The sequence below is a fragment of the Flavobacterium gawalongense genome, from assembly GCF_007097265.1.
In the GTDB taxonomy this organism is placed as follows: Bacteria; Bacteroidota; Bacteroidia; order Flavobacteriales; family Flavobacteriaceae; genus Flavobacterium; species Flavobacterium gawalongense.
Window position 1 is genome coordinate 1 of the sequence record NZ_VJZP01000027.1, and the last position, 12,060, is coordinate 12,060.

The 12,060-nt window shown below is 31.9% G+C and carries 9 protein-coding genes; 6 read left to right on the forward strand and 3 right to left on the reverse strand.

From position 1 onward, the window contains the following. Nucleotides 1-82: 82 nt before the first annotated feature. Nucleotides 83-787, reverse strand: a complete 705-nt coding sequence (locus FNW38_RS13215; protein WP_143388254.1) for a YoaK family protein — start codon at nucleotides 785-787, stop codon at nucleotides 83-85. 80 nt (nucleotides 788-867) lie between these two features. After that, nucleotides 868-1,119, reverse strand: coding sequence for a hypothetical protein (locus tag FNW38_RS17790; protein WP_235890205.1), 252 nt, complete (start codon nucleotides 1,117-1,119; stop codon nucleotides 868-870). Here FNW38_RS17790 and FNW38_RS13220 point away from each other — a divergent pair. Beyond that, nucleotides 1,090-1,881 carry a zinc dependent phospholipase C family protein gene (locus FNW38_RS13220; protein WP_235890204.1) on the forward strand — a complete coding sequence of 264 codons (792 nt, stop codon included), beginning with the start codon at nucleotides 1,090-1,092 and terminating at the stop codon, nucleotides 1,879-1,881. The genes FNW38_RS17790 and FNW38_RS13220 overlap by 30 nt on opposite strands. Nucleotides 1,882-1,938: 57 nt before the next feature. On the opposite strand, the gene FNW38_RS13225 is transcribed toward FNW38_RS13220, so the two are convergent. Continuing rightward, complete coding sequence (locus tag FNW38_RS13225; protein WP_143388255.1) at nucleotides 1,939-4,038, reverse strand: LTA synthase family protein; 2,100 nt, start codon at nucleotides 4,036-4,038, stop codon at nucleotides 1,939-1,941. A 163-nt stretch (nucleotides 4,039-4,201) separates the two neighbouring features. Here FNW38_RS13225 and FNW38_RS13230 point away from each other — a divergent pair, with 163 nt between their 5' ends. The 5 genes from FNW38_RS13230 (at nucleotide 4,202) to FNW38_RS13250 (ending at nucleotide 12,059) form a co-directional block, all read left to right on the forward strand. Continuing rightward, the gene (locus tag FNW38_RS13230) at nucleotides 4,202-4,663 is read left to right on the forward strand and encodes a thioredoxin family protein (protein ID WP_143388256.1); all 462 of its coding nucleotides are present in this window, start codon (nucleotides 4,202-4,204) and stop codon (nucleotides 4,661-4,663) included. A 317-nt stretch (nucleotides 4,664-4,980) separates the two neighbouring features. Beyond that, complete coding sequence (locus FNW38_RS13235; protein WP_143388257.1) at nucleotides 4,981-5,649, forward strand: response regulator transcription factor; 669 nt, start codon at nucleotides 4,981-4,983, stop codon at nucleotides 5,647-5,649. Nucleotides 5,650-5,652: 3 nt separating this feature from the next. Further along, nucleotides 5,653-7,032: a HAMP domain-containing sensor histidine kinase gene (locus FNW38_RS13240; protein ID WP_143388258.1), complete on the forward strand. Its 1,380-nt coding sequence runs from the start codon at nucleotides 5,653-5,655 to the stop codon at nucleotides 7,030-7,032. Nucleotides 7,033-7,231: 199 nt separating this feature from the next. Beyond that, nucleotides 7,232-7,621: a hypothetical protein gene (locus FNW38_RS13245; RefSeq protein ID WP_143388259.1), complete on the forward strand. Its 390-nt coding sequence runs from the start codon at nucleotides 7,232-7,234 to the stop codon at nucleotides 7,619-7,621. Between the two features lie 97 nt (nucleotides 7,622-7,718). Then, complete coding sequence (locus FNW38_RS13250; RefSeq protein ID WP_144064947.1) at nucleotides 7,719-12,059, forward strand: CusA/CzcA family heavy metal efflux RND transporter; 4,341 nt, start codon at nucleotides 7,719-7,721, stop codon at nucleotides 12,057-12,059. Nucleotide 12,060: the final 1 nt, after the last annotated feature.

Genomic DNA, 12,060 nt, shown 5'->3' on the forward strand with positions numbered 1-12,060 from the left:
TGTGCAAAATCCGTTCAATCCGTGTTATCTGTGTGCCATATTTTATCCTTTGGAACATATTGCGGACTGTCATAAAATACTATTAATGATGGAATTTTTTTCTCTTGATAGCATAATAAGTGAGCCTCATATAATCATAAAAAAGAGCAACAAACAGAAAAAAGGAAGCAATTAAAAGTGTTTTTAATTCAATTTCCCGATATATAAATCCTCCTAAAACACAGCCAATAAAAAAGAAAGAAATAATTGAAAAGCGTAAATAAATACTCGTTTTCAATTTTTTAACTTCCTCATCTCTTTTATAAAAAAACAATTGAGATAATTCTATTCCTAAATCGGTAAACAGACCGGTAAGATGGGTTGTTCGGACTGTTGCCTGTGATATTTTTGTTACCAATGAATTTTGAATCCCCATAGCAAAGAGCATAAAAAAGGCAATCATTTTACCTCCAAAAATGCCAACGCCAGTTAAAACTAAAATCTCTAAAGAAATTGGTACAACATGGGATAAATCGGGATGTTTTCCTGATACTAATTCCGATAAAAAATTAGAAGTAAAGGCACCAATCAGAAAGAAAATTGTAAAAATAAAAAAGGTTATTGCTGCGGAATAGTTATTGAGCATCAATTCTTCGGCAAAATAGGCAAAGTGTCCCGTAACATTGGTTGTCAAAGTTTTTACAGCCAAAACTCCTGTAATATTAACAATTCCAGCCACGAAAGAAAGTAAAGTTGCTAAACGCAGATTGTGAATAAAAGTTCTATTTTTTCCTTTGTGACGAAACATTTTTATTTAATTTTTTTAAATTAACATAATCTTAAATTAGATTTCTTTGAATTATATTTAAAAAAAATACATTTGCAGTTCTAATAAATAAATATAATGAAAATTTTTAAAATTAGACCTACACTTATTGGGTTATCTACAATTGGAATTGCTTTTTTGCTGTTGTCATGGGGCATTATTGGACATGAACGAATCAATAGGGCGGCAGTAATGGCACTTCCTAAACCATTACAGGCTTTTTTTACAATCATATTGATTTCATCACACAAGAATCTACTGTTCCAGATTTGAGAAGAAATGTTTTGAACGACAAAGCTGAAGGTCCACGCCATTATTTTGACATGGAAAATTTTGGTACTGTCGAAAGTTTTCCTAAAACTATGGACGAAGCGAAGTTAAAGTATGATGAGAAATTTTTGACTAAAAACGGAATATTACCTTGGTACATTCAGGATATGATGGCAAAATTAACCAAGGCTTTCAAAGATAAAAGAAAAAACGAAATATTATTCATTGCAGGTGATTTAGGTCATTACATTGCAGATGCACACATGCCTTTGCATACTTCAGACAATCATGATGGACAAAATACCAATCAAAAAGGAATTCATTCTTTGTGGGAAAGCCGTTTGCCTGAATTGTTTGTTAAGAACTATAAATTAAATGTTGAAGAAGGAAAATATATTGAGAATGTAGCCAACGCAACTTGGGATATTATTTTTGATACGCACAGTTTAGTAGAACCGTTATTAGCTGCTGATAAAAAACTAAGAATTGCAACCGCTGAAAATAAAATGTATGTTGTAGACGATGCAGGAAATATTGTAAAAAACAAATACAATGGAATGCTATATTCGGATGAATACGCAGGTAAATTCCACACGGAATTGAACGGAATGGTTGAAAAACAAATGAAAAAAGCGATTATCGCAATGGCAAGTTTTTGGTACACGGCTTGGGTAAATGCAGGTAAACCGGATTTGAGTAATCTGGATGCTAATGAACTTACAAAGCGCAATAATAAGAGTTTGAAAAAGGATTTAAGAACTTTTGAAAAAGGAAATCTTTTTGGTTTAATAAATGAAAAAGAATAACCAACAAATTCCTAATTAAAAAACGGGTGGGATATGAATCTTGCCCGTTTTTTTACGCTAATTAATTTTCTGGTATTTCTTTTTCTTCAACATATCCGAAGCGGTTTGGTAATACGAAATGGTTTGATTTACTAAATCGGTTCTTTCTTTTATCAGAGGATTTTGGTTGTAATAAATTTGAAAATTTGGTGCTATTTTTTGGTTTGATTTTAATGTCAATTGAAATTGTTTCACTTGCTGTTTTGGTGAAATAATAGTTAGAACATTGTCTTTTATCAATCCTAAATCTTGATACGTTGCAATTAATGCTCTCGGTTTATAGTCTGTTTTTAAAACATCCTGACCATAGAATTTACTTTGATAATTGAAATTCAACAATCCAAATAACGTGGGCATAATATCTATTTGAGACATCAAATTAGTAAAATGTTGTGGTTGAACATAACCGGGACTGTAAATCATTGCCGGTATTCTATATTTATCGACTGGAAGCTCCATTTTTCCTGCACTCGAAGCACAATGATCCGCCAGAATTACAAAAACGGTATTAGCAAACCAAGGTTGTTTGCTCGCCATTTCAAAGAATTTTTTCATGGCAAAATCAGTATATTTTACTCCTCCATCACGAGATTTTGCATCTCCGGGAATATCAATTTTATTATTAGGATACGTAAATGGCCTGTGATTGCTAACTGTCATAATATGATTAAAAAACGGTTTGTTTTCCTTTGCTTCGTCATCCATTACCTTGATTGCTTTACTGTACATATCCTCATCGCAAACGCCCCATACATTCGAAAAAGTGATTTCTTCAGGAGTGAATGCTTTTTTATCTACAATTCCATAACCGTTTCCTGTAAAAAAATCTTCCATATTGTCAAAAAAGGCATCACCTCCGTAAAGATATTTTACAGTATACCCTTTCTGTTTGAAGATGTTTCCAGTCGAAAATTTGTTTTTATTATCTTCTCTTTTAACCACACTTTCCCCCGCAGTTGGAGGGAAACATAAAGTAACGGCTTCAAGACCACGAACGGTTCGATTCCCAACAGCGTAAAGATTAGTAAATAATAAACTTTTTGTTGCTAAACTATCTAGGAAGGGAGTGAGGTTTTGCTCGTTTCCATACATCTTCATAAAATCAGCACTATAACTTTCGATCGTTATTAATACTACATTCTTATGGTTTTCAGTTGCATCACTTTGAATTTGTCTTAAAGAAGTTTCTCCTGAAATTCCAGGAATTTGCTCTTGTAATAAGGTATAAGCTTCTTTTTCTGGAAGTGTTTTGTAGAATTTAAAATAGTCCAATTCACTATTTTTAAATGCTAAAAAGAACTTATAAATCCCATTAGCTTCTAATTCGTTGGTAAAAATATTCGGAGAGTTTTCCTGAGCAGATAAAAATGGTATTGCCACTAACGAGAGTCCAAAGAGAGCAAAATAAATTCCAGAAAGCTGTACTTTTTGTACAAACGTTGGAATGCTGTCAATGTAATTTTTTGAACGTCTTATAATCAAATAAGTTATTAAACCTGCTACAATAAACAATACTGTAAATATTGGAATAACAGGATACGATTGCATGATATTGCCGATTACTTCATTGGTGTAAACCAAATAATTTACGGCTATAAAATTGTATTTTACGCCAAATTCATTCCAAAAAAAGTATTCACTAATTCCATTTTGCAAAATCAAAACGACATATAAGAAAATGACAAAAGTGAACAACCAGAATCTAATCTGACTTCGGTATTTTGGCAGAAAAAGTAATAACCCAAATAAAATAGTTTTTATAGCGATAAAAATTATTCCAATTGCGGGTAATGCTCCGCCATATTCATTAAGAATGGTATTGCCAAATGACACATACAGCAACAAGGTAACTAACAACCCAAAAAAGAGGTAACCATAAGGTTTTAAGTATTTTGAATTGGATATGAAAATAAGGTATAGCCATAAAAAACCGCTGACCAATACAAAAATGAAAAAATCAGAGATTAATCCAAATCCAAATATTTTAACAATATCAATAAAATCAAATGAACTTTGGGTTATGGGATGAAATAATAATACTATTCTTAAAACGATGCTTACAATAATATAAAAAAGCATAAGATTGTAAAATGGAGAAATTTTTCTTAACAATTGCATAACGGTATATTTACATACAAATGTAAGTCCTATTTATTATAGTTTTTTTAAGACTTACTTAATATTTTATCAAAATTAATATTCGCTTAAAATCTTTTACAAAGTGAGGAGTTTAATTATAAATGAATAATTTTACTTCGTAATTTACAAATACAGAATGCAAATGAAAAAATCGTTATTGCTACTGTTTCTTTTGATAGGAACGTTAGGTTATTCCCAAAACTGGAAAGTCAATTTTGAAGAAGCTAAAGCAGAAGCTGCAAAAGAAAACAAAAACATACTTTTGGTCTTTTCTGGCTCAGATTGGTGTGCACCATGTATGAAATTAGAAAAAGTAGTATGGAAATCAGAAGATTTTCAAATGGAAGCCGAAAAAAAATGGGTTTTATACAAAGCCGATTTTCCTAAGAAAAAAGCAAACCAATTATCCCCTGAATTATCGGAAAGCAATAAAAAACTGGCTGAAAAATACAATAAAAACGGAAGCTTCCCATTAGTCGTTCTTTTAGACAAAACAGGGAAAGTTATTGGGATAACCGGTTTTAAAAACGTTAGTGCTTCAGATTATATCAAACTTATTCATTCTTTGGAGGTATTGGTCAAGGATATATTGCCGATAAAGTAAAGAATTATTGGCGTCCAAAGGATGTAAATCAGGAATTGTGAATGTTTCTGGAGATATTTCTGGGGAAAACGACCTGATGGTTCCCAATGTATCGCTATTGCACTCAAACTGCATCCAAGTATTATGCACCTTACGAAACCCATTTATGAACAGAAGAATTTTACACTTGGCGTAAATTACACGGATATTTTTAAGGGTGCAAAAATCTGGAAATTCGGTTTAAAAAATATTGATTTGAGATTTTATCACCACAAAAGAAGTGATAATTTAACTGCAAATATTGCTACCATTGGTTTTAAATTTATATGCAATAAATAATGAAAATTCTAATAGTTGAAGACGAAATAGGAATCGCTAATTTTCTAAAACAAGGTTTAGAAGAGGAAGGCTATGACGTTTTGGTTGCTAACGATGGAAAAACTGGTTATGATTTGGCTTTAAGCCAAAAAGTAAATGTGATTCTTCTGGATTGGATTTTACCTCAAATGACAGGGATTGAAGTTTGTAAATCGATCCGAAAAACAGATTCAAAAACTCCAATTATATTTCTTACTGCAAAAGATACTGTTCAAGAAACTATTGAAGGACTGAAAGCCGGAGCCAATGATTATATCAAAAAACCATTCAGTTTTGATGAATTGGTGGAACGCATTAAAATTCATTTCAGAAATGAAAATGAAAACGATGAAATGAGTCTTGGAAACATTAAAATCATTAAGTCGAAACACCAAATTCTTGTTGACAATCAAGAAATCGCATTTACGCAAAGGGAATTTGAACTTTTGGGATACCTCATAAAAAACAAAGGGAAAGTATGCACCCGAAACCAAATCATAGAAGATGTTTGGGACATCCATTTTGAATATGACACTGGTGTAATTGATGTTTTTATGAACGCCATCCGAAAAAAACTCAATCTCAATAAGGATGAAGAACTTATCAAAACCATTCGAGGTGTTGGTTATATTGCTAATGATTTAAATTAAAATATGTTTTCATTTTCATACAAAAATAGAATCGCTTTCAATTACATCCTCAGTACGGGATTATTGATTTCAGTGGTCTTTTTTGTCATTTATCAAATTATTGATTTCAGTGTGAACACACACATCAATGATGATATTCAAATGGAAGTGGAGAAACATCTTGAAGAAATTGAAATTGACAGAAACAATACGTATTTAATTCAGGTGGATCAATGGCGAGCCAGAGAACATAATACAGTAAATGTAAATCCTGTTTTCGTACAGTTTTTTGACATTAATGACAAACTGATTGATAAGTCCCCGAATCTTAAAGGGCTTCAACTCAAATTGTATGTTTATAAATTAGACAATAAATTCATTGATACGTATTTAAACAATAAGCCAATACGACAAATACAAGTCCCTCTTTTTGACAATAAAAAAGTTGTTGGGCATCTTTTTGTAGCCATGTCCCTTGACGATGCTACGATGATTTTGACCAATTTAAGAAATACTCTTTTCATTGCGTTTCCGTTAATTTTAATAGTATTATTTCTCATAGCACGATTAATTGCCGGAAGAAGCATTAAACCGGTAACCATGATTACCGAAACTTCGAGCAGAATTACAAAAGACAATCTTAAAGATCGAATTGAATTACCTCATAATAAGGACGAATTGTATGTGCTTTCAAAAACAATAAACGATTTATTGGACCGAATTGAAAGCGCCGTAGAACGCGAAAAACAATTTACATCGGACGCTTCCCATGAACTGAGAACACCTCTTACTGTACTAAAAGGAACACTTGAAGTATTGATTAGAAAACCCAGAAGTCAATCGGAATATGAAGAAAAAATAAACTATAGTATCTCGGAAGTAAACCGATTGAATAATTTAGTCGATCAATTGCTGTTATTGGCTCGATTCGAAAATCAAAAACAAAGTCTAAAAATTGAAAAAGTCTATTTGAATGCTCTAATACTAGACACCTTAACACTGTATTCAGAAAAGATTAACAATGAAAAAATTAATATAAAATATTCTTTTTCAACTGATTATTTCATTAAATCAGATAATTATCTAGTTTCTATTATCATTAGTAATATCATTTCCAATGCTATAAAGTATTCTTATGAAAATGGAGAAATTTCAATTTTACTTTCAAAAGAGAACAATAAAACCATTTGTTCCATATCCGATAATGGAATTGGTATTGCTAAAGACGATTTAGATAAAATTTTTAATCCATTCTATCGCTCCAATCCAACAAATCATCCTGAGATTAAGGGTTCCGGTTTAGGTTTATCTATAGTAAAAAGAATAACACAGTTGCTTCATATTGGATTTGAAATTCATAGCGAAATCAATCAGGGAACAACCGTTATTTTAAGAATTTCTTAAGTTAATACTTAAATTTATGCTTTACATTTATACTTTCTTTAACAGCATTTGCACAATGATAAATTAATGGATTAAATATTTCACAAGAGGTTATTCGCTTATTTAATCTCCTTTAAAACAAGGAATTTAATTAACTAAAACTTAAGTAAGTATGGTATTTCATTTAAAATAAAATCTAAAAAGTACTTATATTTGTTTAGTGAAATTTTTAAAAAACATAATAGCTTTAATTATTTGCCTACAACTAACGGTTCCTTTTGTTGTTGAGGATAGTTTACGTTTACCTATTTTGGTTTCACATTTTATTCAACACACTTATAATCACAAAGATGTAACTCTCATCCATTTTTTGACAGATCATTATTTTGACAAACATCATGATGAGAAGCAAGATGACCATGGAGATTTACCTTTTCATAGTCATTCGGATTTTTCTTCTAATCAAAATTTAGCAATAAATTTTGAAATAAAATTATTCAAATTTATTCCTAACTACTATTTTAAAGAACCACAAAAAATAGCTTTCTTGCAAAACTATTTTTCTTCAAGTGTTCTATTATCTATTTGGAGACCACCAAAATATTGTTAATTATTTTAATGTTTTTTTACAATTCATCTTCGTATATACATTGATGACGATTTGTATTACAGCATATTCTTAGAAAAATAATTAATAATTATAAATTATGTTGAATAAAATAATTGAATTTTCAATCAAAAATAAACTTATCGTTGGTCTTTTCATTGTCGCTCTTGTAGCATATGGGAGTTACCAATTTACCAAATTACCAATCGATGCAGTTCCTGATATTACGAATAATCAGGTACAAGTAATCACTTCCGCACCATCACTGGGCGCAACTGATATAGAACGACTGATTACTTTTCCAATTGAACAAGCCAACAGTAATATTCCCGGGCTGAAAGAAATTCGTAGTTTTTCTCGTTTCGGTTTATCTGTAGTAACTATTGTTTTTGATGATGCAATTGATGTCTATTGGGCCAGACAACAAGTAACAGAACGATTAAGTGCTGTTAAAGACCAAATTCCAAGAGGTATTGGAGATCCATTTCTTGCACCCGTAACTACAGGTTTGGGCGAAATTTACCAATATGCTGTTCGAACAAAACCCGGTTATGAAAAAAAGTATGATGTAACTGAGTTGAGAACCATTCAGGATTGGATTGTTCGCCGTCAATTATTAAGTGTTGAAGGAGTGGCGGAAGTAAGTAGTTTTGGTGGAAAATTGAAGCAATTTGAAATTGCCATTGACCCAAATAAATTACAATCTTATAATATTACGATTACTGATGTTTTTACTGCTTTAGAAAAAAATAATCAAAATACAGGCGGTGCTTATATCGAAAAAGGACCTAAAGTTTTATACATCCGAAGCGAAGGATTAATTAATACTATCGAAAATATAAAAGATATTTCCATTACAAACACCAATAGCGGAAGTCCTTTATTTATTCGTGATGTGGCCGATGTTCGAATTGGGAGTGCTATTCGTTACGGAGCAATGACTTTTAATAAAAAAGGAGTTCAATCTGGCGAAGTTTCGGGTGCAATAGTGATGATGCTAAAAGGTGCCAACAGCAATGTGGTTATCAAGAAAATTAAAGAACGTATTGAGCAAATACAAAAAACATTACCTGAAGGCGTTATTGTAGAACCATTTTTAGACCGAACAAAAATGGTGAATAATTCTATTTCAACAGTAGAAAAAAACTTATTAGAAGGGGCGCTAATTGTGCTTTTTGTTCTTATTTTCTTTTTAGGAAATGTAAGGGCTGGATTAATCGTAGCATCAGTTATTCCAATGGCGATGCTGATAGCAGTCATATTGATGAATTTATTTGGCGTTAGCGGAAATTTAATGAGTTTAGGAGCATTGGATTTTGGATTAATTGTAGATGGAGCCGTTATTATTGTTGAAGCCTGTTTGTTTAGTTTACACAGTAGGAAAACGTCTCAAATATCACAACAAGAAATGGACAATACCGTATTAAAAACGTCAATAAAAATGCGTAATGTATCTGTTTTTGGGGAGTTAATTATATTGATAGTGTACATTCCTATTTTTACTTTGCGCGGTATTGAAGGCAAAATGTTTCTGCCAATGGCACAAACTATTGCATTTGCATTATTTGGTGCTTTCATACTGTCGTTAACTTATGTTCCCATGATGACCGCTTTGTTTTTGAATAAAAACATATCCCACAAAAAAACTTTTTCAGATAGAATGATGGAGAAACTAGAAAATTTTTATCAACCACTTTTAAACAAAGCACTCGAAATTCCGCGAGCAATTATCGGAACAACTTTGGGTTTATTTGTTTTAGCGCTGATTACGCTTTCGTTTATGGGTGGCGAATTTATGCCCTCATTGGAAGAAGGTGATTTTGCAGTAGAAACAAGGGTTTTGCCAGGAAGTAATCTACAAACTTCTATGACTGCCATTTCACAAGGTGCAAAAATAATATTAGAAAAATTTCCCGAAGTCGAAAAAATTGTAGGTAAAACAGGAAGCAGCGAAGTGCCAACTGATCCGATGCCTATTGATGCCAGCGATATGATGATTATTTTAAAGGACAAAAGCGAATGGACTTCTGCCAAAACTTTTGATGAATTATCAGAAAAAATGGCAAAGGAATTAGAAGCTGTTCCAGGTGTTTCTTACGGTTTTCAATATCCGGTACAAATGCGTTTTAATGAATTAATGACTGGTGCAAGACAAGATGTAGTCTGTAAAATATTTGGAGAAAATTTAGACACACTGGCTTTGTACGCCAATAAATTGGGCAAAATTGTAAATACAGTGGAAGGAACTTCCGACCTTTATGTAGAAACCGTCACCGGAATGCCTCAAGTAGTAATTGACTATAACAGAGCATCAATTGCACAATACGGATTGAATATTCAGGATATCAATCGAATAGTAAACACCGCATTTGCAGGACAAAGCACTGGGGTTGTTTACGAAGGTGAAAAACGATTTGATTTAGTCGTTCGTTTAACAGGCGAAAAACGTCAGGATTTGGCGGATGTTCAAAATTTATTAATACCAACGTCCACTGGTTCGCAAATTCCTTTATCTCAATTGGCCAAAGTTGAAATTACCGAAGGCCCAAATCAAATACAAAGAGAAGATGCCAAACGTAGAATTGTAGTTGGTTTTAATGTTCGTGGTCGTGATGTGCAAAGTATTGTGAAAGAATTGCAAGGTAAAGTTGAAACCCAAATCAAATTTCCTGCGGGTTACTATCCAACGTATGGTGGTGCTTTTGAAAACTTAAACGAAGCCAAAAACCGTTTGATGATTGCTGTTCCGGTTTCATTATTATTAATATTCATTTTGCTCTATTTTGCATTTAATTCAGTAAAACAAGGACTATTGATTTATTCTGCAATTCCACTTTCGGCAATTGGAGGTATTTTCTTTTTAGCATTGCGGGGAATGCCTTTTAGCATCAGTGCCGGAGTTGGTTTTATTGCTTTATTTGGTGTAGCCGTTCTGAATGGCTTAGTATTAATTGCTGAATTTAACAGCATTCGAAAATCGGGTGAAGCCGATTTAAAAGCGATTGTTTTGCAAGGAACTAAAATACGTTTACGCCCTGTTTTAATGACTGCATTTGTAGCATCATTAGGATTTTTACCCATGGCATTAAGCAACGGTTCAGGTGCCGAAGTACAAAAACCATTGGCAACAGTTGTTATTGGTGGATTGTTGATTGCCACATTTTTGACCTTATTTGTTTTACCAATTTTATACATTATGTTCGAAAAAGGAATTAAATTAAAACTCAAAAAGATAAAATCAATTACAACAATCATTGTATTGGGACTATTTTTTTCTTTTCAAAATGCAAATGCTCAGGAAAAAATTTCAATTGAGAAAGCTATTCAAACGGCTATTTCAAATAATATCAAAATTAAAAACGAAAAACTAAATTCAGAATATTTACAAAAAATGACCAAGACAGGATATGACATTCCCAATACTGGAATTATTGGCGAGTTTGGTCAGTTTAACAGTAATGTGAATGATGTGAAAATTGGTATTTCACAAAGCATAAAATTTCCAACGGTTTACAAAAGGAAGAAACAACTTTTAATAGAAGAAGCCAAAAAAGGCCAATGGAACGAAGCATTGCAGAGAAAGGAATTGACCAGACAGGTAACAACCGTGTTTTACGAAATGATGTATCTAAAAGAAAAGGAAAGGTTGTTGCTAAAAAGCGATAGTATTTATTCCGAATTTTTAAGGAAATCAACGCTTCGTTTTGACAAAGGCGAAAGCAATATATTAGAAAAAACAACCGCTGAAAACCAATCTGGGCAAATAAAAATTCAACTTCTGGAATTACAAAGTGATTATAAAATAATACAATCGCAATTCAAGTATTTACTTAATTCTGATAAAGACTTTATCCCAGTTTCAGATAAATTCAAAATGGATTTTATCGAAAATTCAGATAAAAGTGCTATTGGCAATCAACCCAGTATAAAATTATTTGAGCAAGAAGTAAATAGCAGCAAAGCGGAAATTTCACTTGAAAAATCTAAAAAATTACCGGAATTAATCGGTGGTGTTTATTACCAGACTTTCAAAACAAACACTACATTTCAAGACAGTTATAATGGTGTTTACGGACAATTTGGAGTGGCAATTCCGTTATTCAATGCGGCAATAAATAATAAGAAAAAAGCATTAGAGATAAACACCCAAATTGCCGAAAATAATTTAAATAATGAAAAACTAAAACTGGAAAGCAAGAATCAGGAATTAGTCCAAGAATATAAAAAACACAAAGAAACTATCGCCTATTACGAAAGTCAAGCCTTGAAAAATGTTGATTTGGTAACCAAAGCTGCTAATGATAAATTTATCAATGGTGACATCAATTATCTGGAATGGGTAATGCTTATTAATCAAAGCACTGAAATTCAAAGTTATTATATTGAGGCCGTTAGAAAATTGAATATAAGTGTGATTGAAATCAATGCATTAACTAATTAAA